The organism is Clostridium sp. (assembly GCF_050717515.1).
Taxonomy (GTDB): Bacteria; Bacillota; Clostridia; order Clostridiales; family Clostridiaceae; genus Clostridium_AD.
The window spans coordinates 74,397-90,793 of record NZ_JBOITL010000019.1 but is presented as its reverse complement, the minus strand read 5'-3'; the positions used below and the strand labels follow the sequence as shown (position 1 = coordinate 90,793).

The following is a 16,397-nucleotide window of genomic DNA, read 5'->3' as shown; positions in this document are numbered from 1 at the left end:
CCTATATAAATGATTTTATTAGCCTAACACCATCATTACCTTTATCTGCAATGCCAATAAAGTCATTGTTATTATTATAGATACTATACATTTTTTCGCTTTCAAACTTAGACGCTAAAGCTTTATCTTTTACTACAACACCATTTAATAAGAACTTAACAAACCTATCTTCTATGGTGATTTTAGTATTGTTTTGAAAAATACTTTCTATAGGCATAATATGTCCATTTATATTTTCTTCATTTAAGTCCTGAATATTTATAGCATCTTCAATGTGAAATTGCCCTGTAGCTGTTCTTTGCAAATTCCACATCATTCCACCACATTTTAATAGTTCTCCAATATCATAACATAGACTTCTAATATATGTACCCTTAGAGCATTTAACCCTAAACTTTACGTAAGGTATTTCAATAGAGCTAATTTCTATGTCATAAATCGTTATAGATCTTGCTTCTCTCTCTATTTCTATCCCAGCCCTTGCCAGCTCATAAAGTTTTTTTCCATTAACCTTTAAAGCTGAGTACATAGGCGGAACTTGTTTTATTTCTCCTATAAATGAATTAATTGCACCTGTAATTTCATCTTCACTGCAAATAACCTCACACTCTTGTAGAATTTTACCTTCTCTATCATAAGTATCTGTAATAACGCCCAACTTAAGTTCAGTTTCATAAATTTTAAAGTCCCCCATTATATAGTCAATAGCTTTTGTTGCTTTTCCTATACAAACAGGTAAAACCCCGCTAGCCTCAGGGTCTAGAGTGCCAGCGTGGCCTACTTTTTTTATATGACTGATTTTTTTTATTATGCGAACTACATCAAAAGAGGTCATTCCTGTAGGTTTAAATACATTTAATATACCATTCATTTTATCAACTCTTTTTCTATAATTTCCAGCAATTTCACTTTAGTATCATGAAAATCCCCTTCTGTGAAAAAACCTGAAGCTCTAATATGTCCGCCACCGTTAAAACTTTCGGCAACTTTACTAACATCTACTAGTGATTTAGATCTTAAACTCACTTTAACACCATTTTCAGCATCTTTTATAAGAATAGTAACTTCAACGGTATCTATGGAAGCACCAAAAGTAATAACATCTGATGTATCTTCGCAAACCGTCTCATATTTTTGGAGCATGTTTTTAGATATATACATAATACACACTTTAGCATTGAGTTCTGAAGTCATACTATTAATAACTTCTCCATAGAATTTTATTTTTTCAAATTTCTTGTTTTCAAAAATCATTCTATGGATGTTACTAAATTCTATGCCGGTATTAATAAGTTCACCTGCAATATTATGAGTTACTGCTGTGGTACTGGAATGTCTAAATGAGCCAGTATCTGTAAGTAGTGATGTATACAAGCAAGTACTTATTTCTTTGTCTATTTCTACATGAAGAAGTCTAAGCACTTCATACACAATTTCTCCAACTGCAGAAGCACTTGTATCAACAAAATTTAAATCTCCATATAAATCATTAGATAAATGGTGATCCATATTAATTAATTCAAAATTCTTATTTTGCATACATAAATTTGCATTAATTCTTTTGAAATCACCACAATCTAACACTATAACACACTCTGTATCCACTAATGGCTCAATTGTTTCACCATTAATTTCAATTGAGCATGGTAAAAACTGAAAAGTTTGTGGTATAATTTCTTTTGAAATTATATAGACTTCCTTTTTCAGTTTTCTAAGTCCAATTAGTAAAGCTAGCGCACTACCTAAGGAATCACCATCTGGTGAAGTATGAAAAGTTATAGCAATTTTTTTGAATAGCTTTATTCTAAGAGCAATATCATTAATTTTCATCGCTATCTTCGTTACTTATATCTTCTTCATTCCTATCTTCATCACTTATGTTTTCTTCATCAATTTTTTCTTTTGCCTTTATTTGATGAAAAATACTCTCTAAATGTATTGCACGTTCTATAGTTTCATCTACCTCTATGATAACTTGAGGAACATGTCTTAGCTTAACATGAGCCCCTATTTCTTTTCTCATAAGTCCAGTTGAACTTTTAAGTGCTTGAATTGTTTCTTTTTTAGAAGCTTCGCTACCAAATATACTAACATAAACCTTTGTATATGTTAGGTCTTTTGTTGTATCTACTTTTGTTACACTTACCATAGCACTTTTTCTTGGATCCTTTATTTTGTTTTGAATTGTATTGCTTACTTCTTTTTTAATTTCTTCGTTTATTCTACCATTCCTATAATTAACCATACAACCCACTACTCCTTATACTTATAATTTTGGTTTTACTTCTTCCATTATGAATGCTTCAATAATGTCGCCTTCTTTAAGGTCATTGAATTTTTCTACACTTAATCCACACTCATATCCAGCAGCAACCTCTTTTGCATCATCTTTAAATCTCTTTAAAGAAGCTAAGGTTGATTCCGTTATTACTATTCCATTTCTAAGCACACGTACACTACTACTTCTTGTAATCTTACCGGTTAATACATAAGAACCAGCTATTGTTCCTACATTTGAAACTTTATATATTTGTCTTATTTCTACTCTGCCTAAAACAACCTCTTTATATACAGGATCAAGAAGTCCAACCATTGCAGCTTTTATATCATCAAGAGCATCATAGATTATTCTATAAGTTTTAATCTCTACTCCCTCTTTTTCTCCAATGATTATAGCATTATTATCCGGTCTTACATTAAACCCTATAATTATAGCATTTGATGCAGCTGCAAGTGTAACATCTGTTTCTGTTATAGCTCCAACTCCAAAATGTATAACTCTTACTTTAACATTATCAGTAGATAATTTTTCAAGGGATTGTCGTACAGCCTCTACAGATCCTTGAACGTCAGCTTTTACAATAACGCCAAGTTCCTTAACAGATCCTTCTTGTATTTGACTATATAGATTTTCCATAGAAACTCTATTACTTGATTGAAAATGTTCTTCTCTTGAATTTGATTTTCTAGTTTCAGCCATGTTTCTTGCAGTTTTTTCATCTTTAACTACATTAAATCTATCTCCAGCTGCTGGCACTTCAGATAATCCAAGTATCTCTACTGGTATGGAAGGTCCTGCAGTTTTTATTTTATTACCTTTGTCATCAAACATTGCTCTTATTCTTCCGTAAGTTGAACCAACTATTATAGAATCTCCAGTATTTAGTGTACCATTTTGTACAAGTAATGTAGCAAGAGGGCCTCTACCTTTGTCAAGTTTTGCTTCTATTACAGTTCCTTTTGCACGTCTACTAGGATTTGCTTTAAGTTCTAGCATTTCTGCTGTAATTAATACCATTTCAAGTAGTGTATCTATACCCTCTTTAGTATGAGCTGATACTGGAACACAAATTGTGTCTCCGCCCCAATCCTCTGATACAAGGCCATTATCTGCTAATTCTTGTTTAACCTTATCAATATTAGCTCCCGGTCTATCTATTTTGTTTATAGCTACTATCATTGGTACCTTAGCAGCCTTACAGTGATTTATAGCTTCTTTAGTTTGTGGCATAATACCATCATCTGCAGCTACAACAAGTATAACGATGTCTGTTATTTGTGCACCTCTAGCTCTCATTGCTGTAAAAGCTTCATGACCAGGTGTATCTAAAAATGTAATTTTTTCTCCATTAATATTAACAGTATAGGCACCGATATGTTGTGTAATTCCGCCTGCTTCTGTTTCAGTTACCTTAGCTTTTCTAATACAATCAAGCAATGATGTCTTGCCGTGATCAACGTGACCCATAACTGTTACAACAGCTGGTTTTTTAGCTGTTGCTAAATCAGCTTCAACTTCTTCTACTTCTTCATCATCAGCGATTTTACCTTCTTCTACATCTTTGAGTACTGCAAGTGCACCATATTTTTCTATTACTTTTTCTGCTGTAGCAAAATCAATTTCTTGATTCATTCCAGCCATAACGCCTATGAAAATAAGTTGTTTTATTACTTCAACATAAGGTCTCTTTAGCGTGTCAGCTAAGTCTTTAACTGTAATAGAAGCTTCAATTACTACAACTTCGTCATCTATTGCCTCAACACCATTGTTACCATTTCCAAGTTCATCTCTACCTTTTCTACCTCTTTTTCTAATAATAACTTTGTTAGCATCTTCATTAGCTATATTTTCATAATGCTCTACTGTTTCATTTTTTTCATCTTTAAGTCCTGAATTCTCGTCATTATAAAGCTCTTTTATTAACTCAGCATCTTCTTCCTCAATTACACTCATATGATTCTTGGCCTTTATACTAAACTCTTCGAATAGTACATTAATTAATTCTTTACTTGACACCTCTAACTCTTTTGCTAATTCATATATTCTGACTTTTGCCAAATCATTCACCCCCGAAATTTAATTTATTCATTACTTTCATTCCATAAGCTAAGTAGCTTATCGCTCATTCTTTTATCACTTACGCACAAAACATTAATTTCTGCTCTTCCTAGACAATTTCCTAAAACCTCATTGGATACTCCTTCTATAAGGGGTATATTATTTTTAACACTAAATCTTTTAAATTTATCTTTAGTATTTGTGGCGCTTTCTTCAGACAAAATTATAAGAGTTCCTCTCCTATGTGATAGTGCTTCTTCACATTGATTGTAACCTTCAATAAGCTTACCTGCTTTCTTGGTCAAACCCAAAAACTGAAAAAATTTATTGTTCATGCTATACCTCACCTTCAGGATTTATTTGTTCCTTCAGTGTTCCATAAATTTCTTCACTTATTTTTCCACCTAAATTTCGCTCTAATCTTTTTGTCTTAAAAGATTTTTCAAAGCATTCTATATTCTTACAAATATATGCACCTCTACCTGGCTTTTTCCCAGTTAAATCTATAGAAATTTCGCCTTCTTTACTACGAACTATACGTAATAACTCTTTTTTACATTTCATTTCCATACAACCTGTACACATGCGCTGAGGTATTTTTTTAACTTTCATAAAGCTATCACCTACTCTTCAGTAATTGTTTGGATTACTTCATTTTCAATAGTTTCGCTTGTTTCCATCTGATATTGTGCTTGAGTTCTACTTTTAATGTCAATTTTCCAACCTGTAAGTCTTGCTGCCAACCTAACATTTTGGCCTTCTTTTCCTATAGCCAGTGATAATTGATTATCTTCCACTATAACCTTTGCAGATTTAGAAACTTCTTCAACTACTACATTCAATACCTTTGCTGGACTTAAGGCGTTTGAAATATATTCTTCAGATTTTTTGCTCCATTTAATAATATCAATTTTTTCATTTCTTAATTCATTAACTATATTTTGAACTCTAATACCCTTTGGTCCAACACAAGCTCCCATAGCATCAACGTTTTCATCATTTGAATATACTGCGATTTTAGTTCTTGAACCTGCTTCTCTTGAAATACTTTTTATTTCAACAATTCCACCAAAAACTTCTGGCACCTCCAGTTCAAATAACCGTTTTACAAGACCTGGATGAGTTCTTGATACTCCTATTTGAGCACCTTTAGTAGTATTTTTAACCTCAACAATATATAGTTTTAGTTTTTCATTGAAATTATATTCCTCACCGGGCATTTGCTCATTGGCCCCAAGCACAGCTTCTATTTTACCCAAATCTATAAATACATTTCCTCTATCTTTTCTTATAACACTTCCTGTAATAATATCAAATTCTTTTGTAATAAATTCATTGTAAATTATATTTCTTTCAGCTTCTTTAATTCTCTGAATAACCACTTGTTTTGCAGATTGTGCAGCTATTCTTCCGAATTTTCTTGGAGTAACTTCAATATCAACAATATCATCAATTTGATATCTAGGGCTATATTCTTTAGCTTCTTCCAGTGATATTTCATTAACTTCTTCAACCACTTCTTCTACAACTACTTTTTGACCATAAACATGTATTTCGCCTGTTTCTCTATTCATTGATACTTTTACATTTTGGCTATTGCTGGACAGCGTAGCATAATTTTTCTTATATGCTGCAACTAATGCATCTTCAATAGTTTGAAAAAGTAAATCTTCACTGATTCCCTTTTGATCTACAATTTCTCTCAATGCTTCAATAAATTCTTGATTCATTTTAACATCCTCCTTACAGCACTGGTTTCAAATTCACAATGGAAATCTTTTCTTTGGGAATAGATATATTATTCCCCTCATATTGAATTTCTATTTGCATATCAGAAAATCCTAATAAATTGCCCTCAAATTTTTTCTTGCCCTCATATAGACTATTTAAATTAACTAATACATTCTGGCCAATGTATTTTTCCAGATGATTATCATTATATAAAGTTCTCTCAATTCCTGGAGAGGAGACTTCTAAACAGTAACTATCAGTTATTGGGTCTTCTACATCTAATATTTCACTTGTGGCTCTGCTGACTTTTTCACAATCTTCTAAAGATATTCCATTAGCACTATCTATATAAATTCTTAGAAAATTTTCTCCTGATTCTTTTACATACTCTATATGATATAATTCAACATTATTTTTTTCTGCTATTGGCTCAGTTATTTTTCTAAGTTTTTGTATCAAGGTATTGTTTTTCATTTTAACACCCTCCTTTTATTAATATTTTCTACAATTATTAACATAATTAATCATAATATTATAATTAAAACGCAACCATGAGTTGCGTTTCAATAAATAGAGAGTAGGCGGGCCTACTCTCTTACAATAAAATTCTCTCTTACAATAAAATTATCAGCCATAACCAATATATATTATTCTATCATATAAAATATTCTATTTCAAGGGTTAATTACATTTCGCTAAAAAAACGACAGCTGATTTGTCTCAGGCAGCCCTTTTAAGCATCCATGATTGGCCAATGCTTCAACAACTGTTTTCGAAATTTTGCAACGAGTTCTCAAATCTTCCTTTGAGATGAACTCACCTTGATCTCTTATAGCAACTATGCTTTTAGCAGCATTTTCTCCTACACCTTCAAGTCCACTTAGGGGAGGTCTTAATGAATCATCTTCAATTGTAAATTTAACTGCCTCAGACTTATAAAGGTCAACATTTAATAACTTTATACCTCTTTTAAACATTTCATAAGATAGCTCTAGTGCTGTTAGAAGTCCTTTTTCTTTCATGCCCATATCCTTACCCATATCTGTTAGCTCATCCATTTTTGATTTTATAGCACTCTCACCTTTTGCAATCAAATCAGCATCAAAATCATCTGCCCTTATAGTAAAGAAAGTAGCATAATATTCCTTTGGGTAGTAAACCTTATAATATGCTATTCTTACCGCCATCATTACATATGCTACTGCATGCCCTTTAGGAAACATATACTTTATCTTTTTACACGACCCGATATACCAATCTGGAACGTCATGTTCTCTCATCACCATCTCATCATCTTCTGTAAGTCCCTTACCTTTCCGAACTTTCTCCATGATAGTAAACGCAGTCTTAGGTTCAAGATTTTTCTGCATTAGATAAACCATTATATCATCTCTTGTAGAAATACAATCTTTAAGAGTTGTAAATCCTTCTTTAATATAATATTGTGCATTATTAATCCATACGTCAGTACCATGAGATAGTCCTGAAATTCTTACCAAGTCCGAAAAAGATTTCGGCTTCGTATCTAAAAGCATTTGTTTAACAAACTTTGTTCCAAATTCTGGCACACCGTAGCTTCCTACCTCACAGCCCAGTTCTTTAACGGTTAACCCTAATGCTTGTGGGGAGGTAAATAAACTTATGACCTTATCGTCCGACAGTGGAATGGTTAGTGGGTTAAGTCCCGTTAAATCTTGAAGCATTTTAAGCATCGTAGGATCATCATGTCCAAGAATATCAAGCTTTAAGAGCCTACCACTTATGGAATGATAATCAAAATGAGTAGTAATAATATCTGAATTTGGGTCATCAGCAGGGTGTTGCACAGGGCAAAAATTATATATTTCATTGTCACTGGGCACAACCATTATACCACCCGGATGTTGTCCAGATGTCCTTTTAACGCCAGTACATCCTGATACCAGTCGTTCTATTTCAGCCTGTGGCACCATCAGATTTTTTTCACTTAAATATTTTTTTACATATCCGTAAGCAGTCTTGTCCGCAATTGTTCCAATCGTTCCAGCCTTGAAAGTATGGCCTTTACCAAACAATACTTCTGTATACCTATGAATATCTGCTTGGTTTTCACCTGAAAAGTTTAAATCTATATCCGGCTCTTTATCCCCTTCAAATCCTAAAAAAGTTTCAAATGGGATATCATGACCATCTTTTACATAATTCGTACCACAACTTGGGCACTCTTTATCAGGTAAATCAGCACCTGAACCAACAGATCCATCTAAAATGAATTCGCTATTTTTACAATTAGGACACACATAATGAGGCGGCAATCCATTTACCTCTGTTATATTAGACATATTAGCTGCAAAAGAAGATCCAACAGATCCCCTGGAACCCACTAAATAACCATCTGCCAGAGATTTTGCTACTAATTTTTCAGCTATTAAGTAAAGTACTGCATACCCATTACCTATAATTGAGTTTAATTCCTTATCCAATCTTTTTTGAACTATTTCCGGTAATTTTTCCCCATATATAGAATGGACTTTATCTGAGGTCATCTTTCGAATATCATCTTCTGCACCTGGTATTGTGGGAGTATACGTCCCGTCAGGTATAGGTTTTATAACTTCTATCATATCTGCAATCTTATTCGGGTTATAAATTACAACTTCTCTACATTTTTTTTCACCTAAATACGAAAACTCTTTTAACATTTCATTAGTAGTTTTAAAGTATAGCGGTGGTTGATCATCTGCATCTGAGAAGCCCTTACCAGCCATTAAAATTTTCCTGAAAACCTCATCAGATGGGTCTAGAAAATGTACATCTCCTGTAGCAACTACAGGCAAATTGTTTTTCTCGCCCAAATCACATATCTTTCTATTAATATCCATTAATTCACTTTCATCTTTCACAGCACCATTTTTAATCATAAATTTATTGTTTAGAAGAGGTTGTATTTCTAGATAATCATAAAATTCTATAATCTTCTTAAGTTCTTGCTCGGATTTCCCTTGAAGCACTTCTTTATATACTTGCCCAGCCTCGCAGGCTGAGCCAACTATAATTCCCTCTCTATACTTTTCAATCAAACTTTTAGGAAGCCTAGGTCTTCTATGAAAATAATCTAAATTTGAAAATGAAATAAGCTTATACAAATTTTTAAGGCCTATAAGGTTTTTCACCAAAATAATCACATGATAGGTATTTGCTTTTTTTACATTAAAGTCTCCTAAAAATTCTTTATTTAAAGTATCTAAGTCTAGAATGTTTTTCTCTCTAAGTAGTCCAAAACAATGTAATAATATTTCGGCAGTAGCTCTCGCATCATCTACAGCTCTATGATGGTTTTCAAGAGATATACCTAAATGCTTAGCGACTACATTTAGCTTAAATGTTTTAAGTTCCGTAAGTAAATATTTAGCTAAAGGAATTGTATCCATAATTGCATTTTCAAACTTTAAATTAAGCCTTTGCGAATTTTTTTTAATAAAAGAAGAATCAAAAGCAGCATTATGCGCTACTACCACACTACCGCGTGCAAACTCTAAGAATTTAGGCAGTATTTCTTCAATAGAGTCTGCACCTGCAACCATGTCATTTGTAATTCCAGTAAGCTCTGTAATTTTATAAGGTATATCCATTCCTGGATTAACAAATTCATTAAACTGATCTACTATTTTCCCATTTTCAATTTTAACTGCACCAATTTCAGTGATTCTATCATTTTCACTGGAAAGCCCTGTTGTCTCCAAATCAAAAACAACAAAACAGTCGTCTATATTTTCATTATGATTATTAATAGTGATAGGCTCACCATCATCTACTAGGTATCCTTCTACGCCATATAAAACTTTAATTTTATTCTTTTTGGCCGCATCCATAGCTTCTGGAAAAGCTTGTACAACACCATGGTCAGTTATTGCTATAGCACTGTGTCCCCATTTAGCAGCTCTTGCAACAAGTGTGGATGTAGCACTAATACCATCCATAGCACTCATTTGAGTGTGCAAATGAAGTTCCACTCTTTTTTCCTGTGCAGTATCCATTCTTTCTACTTTCTTTAGTTTTATTATATCTCTAACCATTACAACTACTTCTTTTGCATAAGTATCGTAACTTGCTTCCCCTCGCACCTTACAATAAAGCCCTACTTTAATTTCTTCCATAATCTTCTCAACATCTTTAGGCTTTGGAAAACATTTCACTGTAATGGAACTTGTGTAATCCGTAATAAAAAACGTTATAATTATTCTTCCAGTTTTTGTTTCTATTATATTCACTTTAAAAATATCACCACTTGTACAGACTATTCCTGAAGTTTCATTTATATCTTGTATTTCTATATTTTCACCATTTATATTTCTTCCCATTATTGTGTTTTCATCGGCAACCTCATTTTTTTTATAACCTTGCCCATTTCCTTTATTCCATTTATTGCCATTGTTAAAATCTTTATTTTGACTATTGCCTTGACTATTACTCTGAGGTTTATCTTTCTTTTCTACATTTATGTTTTTAATAATTTCATTTATTATAATTTGACTTTCTTTTTCTTTTTTTCCAAAATCCTCTTCTTTAGAGAGTTCACTATTATGTTCTAATTTAACAAGTGAATTAACTCCGAACATATCATTTATTGTATTTTTTAAAAGAATTTCTATGTTCTTATCTCTTAGAATTTTGCACATAAAATCATTACCGCACTGAATTTTTAGTGTACCATTCTCAATAGTCCTAGAAGATTTTAACAAACTATCCTTACTTGATGGTTGCGATGTAGCTATTACATTGACAACATCTAACCAAAACTTATCTGCCACATCTTCTATTGTAGCATTTGATACATCTTGGTAACAAATTAACTGTATATCTTCAAAACTATTTAACCGCTTTGAGATAATATTTTTGATTAGTAGTGTTTTATAATCATCTATATTTTTAAAAGATTTTATTATTACCCTTAATTTATTGCTTTTTTTAAGGTATTGAACTCGGAGTACCTTAATATCATCTACTAATGTTTGTTCGTTTGAATCAAAATCATTTTTTAACATTTCAGCTAGACTTACATTCATTAGTATTCCTCCTAATGTTACATTTTACAATTTATCTATCTCACGAAGAAGTTCTTCCACTAAATCTTCTTCCTTAACAGTCTTAATTATTTCACCTTTTTTAAATATTAAGCCAATTCCTTTGCCGCCAGCGATGCCGATATCAGCTTCTTTTGCTTCACCAGGCCCATTAACGGCGCATCCCATTATTGCAATTTTTATGTTCTTATGGCAATTTGCCAGTCTCTGTTCCACTTCATTTGCAATTTTTATAAGATTAATTTGAGTTCTGCCACAAGTAGGACATGATATAAACTTAATTCCCTCATCAATATATCCTAAAGATTTCAGAATTTCAATGCCAACTTTAACCTCGTCTACTACATCCCCAGTTAGAGATACTCTTATAGTATCTCCAATACCCTGCGCTAGAAGTGCTCCAATACCCACACTTGACTTTATTGTTCCTCTCCATGTAGTTCCAGCCTCAGTAACACCTAGGTGGAGTGGATAATCTACCTTACCCGATATTAATTTATAACTTTCAATCATCATGACTACATCAGAAGATTTTATAGAAATAACTATATCATAAAAATTTAAACTCTCTAATATTTTAACATGCCTTAAGGCACTTTCTACTAGTGCCTTTGCGCATACATGCCCATACTTTTCAAGAATATCACTTTCTAACGATCCTGAATTTACACCAATTCTAATAGGAATGCCCTTGTCACTTGCTGCTTTTGCAACTAATTTTATTTTATCAATACTACCAATATTACCTGGATTAATCCTTAATTTAGATATTCCATTTTCAATAGATTTTAATGCTAGCTTATAGTCAAAATGAATATCTGCAACTAAAGGTATATGAATTCTTTTTACAATATCTTTAATAGCCTCAGCTGCTATCATGTCAGGCACTGCGCATCGTACAATGTCACAGCCTGCCTCTTCGAGCTGAAGAATTTGTGCTACAGTAGCCTCTACATCTCTTGTATCAGTGTTTGTCATTGACTGCACCGATACATTTGAATCTCCACCTATATATATTTTTCCAACTTTAATCTTCCTAGTTTCTCGTGCTTTCATAGTATTCATCTCCTAGAATTTCATTGGGCTCACTATATCCTTAATGACTATCAACACCATAAATGCCATTAAAATCATAAACCCAATATTATTTACAGCTCCTACTTTATTTTCATCTAATTTTTTACCTGTTATTATTTCAAATAACAGTATAAAAATCCATCCTCCATCTAAAGCCGGGAAGGGTATTATGTTTAATATTCCTAGTTGAACACTGAGTAGTGCAGTAAGGAACATTAACGTTGGAAGTCCAGCTTGTGCAGCCTTTCCTGAAATTTTTATTATGCTTATTGGTCCTCCTACATCTTTAATAGATTCTTGGCCCTTAAATACGCTCCCGAAAAAACCAAAAATTTGTTTTGCTGTACCAGTAGTTTGGCTAAATCCATAACTCACAGATTCACCAAAGTTCAATTTTTTCTCCACATTAGAAGGTGCAACTCCTATCATGAATCTTTTTTCTTTGACATTTTCAACAGGCACCAGGGTAACTTTTTCAGCTTTTGAATTTCTTACTATTTCAATATTCATACTTTCACCTTTAGAAGTAAAAATTTCATTTAAAGCCTGATCCCATCTATCTACTTTAACTTTATTAACCTTAGTAATTTCGTCTCCAACTTTTATTCCAGCCTGCATGGCTGGGCTATTAGGGACTACTTCGCCTATTATTGGTAATATATATCCTTTCGCAGCACCTACAATAGCAAATAAAACCACTGCTAAGATTATATTCATAATAGCGCCAGCAGAAACTATGCTTAGTTTTTGAGCTGCAGTTTTATTATTAAAAGATCTTGGATCATCACTTGCCGATTCTTCCCCTTCCATTTTAACATAGCCACCAATAGGAAATGCTTTGATCAAATACTCTGTTTCTTTTCCTTTTATTCCAAAAATTTTCGGACCCATTCCCAGTGAAAATTCATACACTTTTACTCCATTTAATTTGCACATAGTAAAATGACCTAATTCATGTATTATAATTAAAAGACTAAATGCTAATATAGCCATAATAAAATATGGTATGTTTGCTATAACACTACTCATAATAATTCCCCTCCCTATTCTCTATCATAATTATTTCTTACGTATTCTCTTACCTTTAAATCAATTTCTAAAATTTCTTCTAGATTAGCATTAGTATGGTGTTCAAATTTATTCATACATTTTTCTATAATATATTCAATTTGGAGATACTTTATTTTATTTTCCAAAAATAATTCCACAGCTACTTCATTTGCAGCATTCATAATAGCCGGCATATTACCACCCATTTTCCCTGCACTATAAGCTAATTTAAGACATTTGAAAGTATCCATATCCGGCTTTTCAAAAGTCAAATTACCCATATTATAAAAATCTAATTTATCAATAACAGCGTCTTTTCTTTGTGGGTGGTTAATAGCATATTGAATAGGTAATTTCATATCAGCAACACTTAGTTGTGCTATTACACTCCCATCTACATATTCTACCATAGAATGTACTATACTTTGAGGATGAACTACTACTTGTATATTTTCGTACTCTACACCAAATAGCCAGTGTGCCTCTATAACCTCAAGCCCCTTATTCATAAGTGTTGAAGAATCAATAGACACTTTTTTCCCCATATTCCATTTAGGATGTTTAAGCGCCTCTTCCGGTTTTATCTCCATTAATTGCTGTTTGTTTTTACCTCTAAATGGTCCGCCTGATGCAGTTAGTATTATTTTATTAACATTCTCTAACCTATTGCCTTGAAGACATTGAAAAATAGCACCATGTTCTGAATCAACCGGTAAAATATTTACATGATTTTTTCTAGCCGCCTCCATTACAAGGCCTCCTGCCGCCACTAGTGTTTCTTTATTAGCTAAAGCGATATCTTTTCCAGAATGTATAGCTTTTATAGTAGGAACCAGGCCTATCATACCTACAACTGCGGTTACTACAATATCAACTTCTGCTAGTGTACTTATATAATTTAAGCCTTCAAGTCCTTGCAAAATTTCTGTTGAATATTTTTTTTCCATGCAATATTTTTTCAGATTAACTGAAGCTTCTCTGTCCATCATGGCAACATATTTAGGTTTAAATTCCTCTATGATGGGTATAATTTTTCCCCAATTTGTATTGGCGGATATTCCTATAATTTCAAAATTTTGAATATCATTTCGAATAACATCTAAAGTTTGGGTTCCTATGGAACCCGTAACTCCTAAAATAGTAACCTTCTTCATGCAAATCTCTCCATTCGTATATTGCTATAATTAAACCATCACTTGCAGTACTAGAATATTAGTTTTATCTTGTTATCCTTTCTATTTAGCATAAATCTATTTAAAAACCCATATTTTTATTAGTTATTAGTTCTTCTACAGCATTTAATATAACATATTTACCTGCTAAAATAAAGCCAGTAGAAATATTTGCTATTATATAGGATATTATCACATATGTATTATAATTCCACACTCAGTGCAAATATTACCCTGAAATATAAAATCATATATTATCGCCAATGCCAATTATTCAATTGAGTTAACAATATCTACTAATTGATTTTTGCATTCTGCTAAATATATGATTTTTAAGTATTATATGAATTTATAATCTTAATACAAATGTAATATAATAAAATGCCCCCACGGACACAAATAGAATACTATCAAACCGATCCAAAATTCCGCCATGTCCCGGTATAAGACTACTATAATCTTTAGCACCTACAAATCTTTTTATAGATGAAGCAATTAAATCTCCAAATTGTCCAACAATACCACAAATAACACCAATTACAGCGAAATGATATAATGGAATAGGAACACCATATTTGGAAATAACAAAACCATAAATTACGCATCCTATAGTACTTCCAAGTAACCCTCCGATTGACCCCTCAATTGTTTTATTCGGGCTAACTTTAGGGCATAGCTTATGAATACCTCCTTTACCAAAATACCTTCCTGAATAGTAAGCTGAAGTATCACAAACCCAAGAACAAATAAATATAATCCATACTAAATATCCACCGTAGGGTTTACTATTTGTAAATACTATAAAGCTAAAAAATACTGCCACATACAAAAACCCAAATATAGTAAGAGCAACATCTACAAAATTATAGGTTGTATAAATCACAGGAATGCATAACATTAAGAAAATTGTCCCTATCAAAATGTATATATTAAAACTACTAGAAAAATCATTACCCATATTTAAGTAATATACTATACATAAAATATATCCTATAAGTCCCATGGGCTTATAATGTTTTTTCCTAGAAACTTTGTAGAACTCGTGCATACCCAAAAGCGAAAGTACCATTACAAGATATTTTAAATAATTTCCCCCTAAAAATAAAAATATTACTAATGGTGCTAGAATAAGTGCTCCTATATATCTATTATTCATAATTTTCTCCCCTATTTAACCTTTCCAAATCTTCTATCTCTTTTTTGATAATCCACTATTGCAAGTGATAGCTGCTTCTCATTAAAATCTGGCCAATTAATATCTGAAAACCAAAATTCTGAGTATGCGCTTTGCCAAAGCAAAAAGTTGCTTAACCGAAGCTCCCCGCTAGGCCTTATTATAAGATCTGGATCTGGCATTTCCCCCGTATACATATATTTTGAAAATAACTCTTCAGTTATTTCATCTTTTGATATTTTTTTGCTAATTAAATCTAGTGAAATTTCTTTTACAGCATCCACTATTTCGCTTCTTCCACCGTAATTTAAAGCTAAATTTAAAATTAAGCCTTTATTATTCTTTGTTTTTTCATAAGCATTGTCCAGTTCCACTCTACACGTTCTTGGTAATTTTGATATGTTACCAATAGAATTAATAACAACATCATTAGCATTTAATTCCTCGAACTCATTTTTTAAATATTCTACCAATAATTTCATTAATGAATCTACTTCTTGCATTGGCCGATTCCAATTTTCAGTGGAAAATGCGTATAGCGTTAAGTATTTAACCCCCAATTTATTACATTCTTTAACAATTTTTCTTATTGTTTCTACACCAGCCTTGTGTCCAAGTGCTCTAGGCAGATTACGTTGTTTAGCCCATCTCCCATTTCCATCCATTATAATAGCAATATGCACAGGTATTCTTGTCATATCCAAGTCAACATTAGTACTTATATTTTTATCTTTTTTAAAAAAAGCGAATAATTTTTTCAATAAAATTCTCTCCTTTTTATTAGTTATAGT

The 16,397-nt window shown here is 32.2% G+C and carries 13 protein-coding genes and 1 pseudogene; all 14 read right to left on the bottom strand.

The features are described 5' to 3' along the window. Position 1: 1 nt before the first annotated feature. Positions 2-871, bottom strand: coding sequence for a tRNA pseudouridine(55) synthase TruB (gene truB / locus ACREV6_RS05470; RefSeq protein ID WP_431576994.1), 870 nt, complete (start codon positions 869-871; stop codon positions 2-4). Then, a complete protein-coding gene (locus ACREV6_RS05465; RefSeq protein WP_431576993.1) occupies positions 868-1,830 on the bottom strand; it encodes a DHH family phosphoesterase in 963 nt (320 codons plus the stop codon). Before ACREV6_RS05465 ends, truB begins: the two co-directional genes overlap by 4 nt. A gap of 58 nt (positions 1,831-1,888) precedes the next feature. Then, a pseudogene (gene rbfA / locus ACREV6_RS05460) lies at positions 1,889-2,245 on the bottom strand (30S ribosome-binding factor RbfA); the annotation flags it as partial. A 21-nt stretch (positions 2,246-2,266) separates the two neighbouring features. Beyond that, the gene (infB, locus tag ACREV6_RS05455; protein WP_431576992.1) at positions 2,267-4,339 is read right to left on the bottom strand and encodes a translation initiation factor IF-2; all 2,073 of its coding nucleotides are present in this window, start codon (positions 4,337-4,339) and stop codon (positions 2,267-2,269) included. A gap of 23 nt (positions 4,340-4,362) precedes the next feature. Further along, positions 4,363-4,674 (bottom strand): ribosomal L7Ae/L30e/S12e/Gadd45 family protein, encoded by a 312-nt coding sequence (locus ACREV6_RS05450; RefSeq protein ID WP_164944186.1) that lies wholly within the window; start codon positions 4,672-4,674, stop codon positions 4,363-4,365. Position 4,675: 1 nt separating this feature from the next. Then, positions 4,676-4,951, bottom strand: a complete 276-nt coding sequence (gene rnpM, locus ACREV6_RS05445) for an RNase P modulator RnpM (protein WP_431576991.1) — start codon at positions 4,949-4,951, stop codon at positions 4,676-4,678. Between the two features lie 11 nt (positions 4,952-4,962). Beyond that, positions 4,963-6,069, bottom strand: coding sequence for a transcription termination factor NusA (nusA, locus tag ACREV6_RS05440; RefSeq protein ID WP_431576990.1), 1,107 nt, complete (start codon positions 6,067-6,069; stop codon positions 4,963-4,965). 13 nt (positions 6,070-6,082) lie between these two features. Next, a complete protein-coding gene (gene rimP / locus ACREV6_RS05435) occupies positions 6,083-6,544 on the bottom strand; it encodes a ribosome maturation factor RimP (protein ID WP_431576989.1) in 462 nt (153 codons plus the stop codon). A 221-nt stretch (positions 6,545-6,765) separates the two neighbouring features. Further along, complete coding sequence (locus ACREV6_RS05430; protein ID WP_431576988.1) at positions 6,766-11,115, bottom strand: PolC-type DNA polymerase III; 4,350 nt, start codon at positions 11,113-11,115, stop codon at positions 6,766-6,768. Between the two features lie 24 nt (positions 11,116-11,139). Next, positions 11,140-12,189: a flavodoxin-dependent (E)-4-hydroxy-3-methylbut-2-enyl-diphosphate synthase gene (gene ispG / locus ACREV6_RS05425; RefSeq protein WP_431576987.1), complete on the bottom strand. Its 1,050-nt coding sequence runs from the start codon at positions 12,187-12,189 to the stop codon at positions 11,140-11,142. A gap of 12 nt (positions 12,190-12,201) precedes the next feature. Next, on the bottom strand, positions 12,202-13,239 hold the full coding sequence (gene rseP / locus ACREV6_RS05420) for an RIP metalloprotease RseP (protein WP_431576986.1): 1,038 nt from the start codon (positions 13,237-13,239) through the stop codon (positions 12,202-12,204). Between the two features lie 14 nt (positions 13,240-13,253). Continuing rightward, positions 13,254-14,414: a 1-deoxy-D-xylulose-5-phosphate reductoisomerase gene (gene dxr / locus ACREV6_RS05415; protein ID WP_431576985.1), complete on the bottom strand. Its 1,161-nt coding sequence runs from the start codon at positions 14,412-14,414 to the stop codon at positions 13,254-13,256. A 367-nt stretch (positions 14,415-14,781) separates the two neighbouring features. Beyond that, complete coding sequence (locus ACREV6_RS05410) at positions 14,782-15,588, bottom strand: phosphatidate cytidylyltransferase (RefSeq protein WP_431576984.1); 807 nt, start codon at positions 15,586-15,588, stop codon at positions 14,782-14,784. 11 nt (positions 15,589-15,599) lie between these two features. Beyond that, positions 15,600-16,304, bottom strand: coding sequence for an undecaprenyl pyrophosphate synthase (uppS, locus tag ACREV6_RS05405; protein ID WP_431577085.1), 705 nt, complete (start codon positions 16,302-16,304; stop codon positions 15,600-15,602). Positions 16,305-16,397 lie beyond the last annotated feature (93 nt).